Below are 229 nucleotides of genomic sequence, written 5' to 3' on the forward strand. Positions count from 1 at the left end.
GAGGAGTTACCATCTAATATAATATTACTTCGTGCTACAGTACCAGAAATTTGGGATGAGTATAGAGGGAAGACAGCGAGTATTTTTAGTGAGAGAACAAAAGCGACAGTAAAACTAATCCCGAATTCTACCCATCTGTTACATTGGGATTATCCGGAGGTTATAGTGGAAGAAATAAGAAAACATTGGTAAAGTCCAATATAATTTAAAAAGGTTGATTCTTGTAATG

General features: G+C 34.9%; 1 pseudogene. It reads left to right on the forward strand.

The features are described 5' to 3' along the window. A pseudogene (locus JDS96_RS31635) lies at positions 1-192 on the forward strand (alpha/beta hydrolase); the annotation flags it as partial. Between the last annotated feature and the right edge of the window lie 37 nt (positions 193-229).

Origin of the sequence: Bacillus cereus group sp. N21 (assembly GCF_016483395.1) — a bacterium.
In the GTDB taxonomy this organism is placed as follows: Bacteria; Bacillota; Bacilli; order Bacillales; family Bacillaceae_G; genus Bacillus_A; species Bacillus_A pseudomycoides.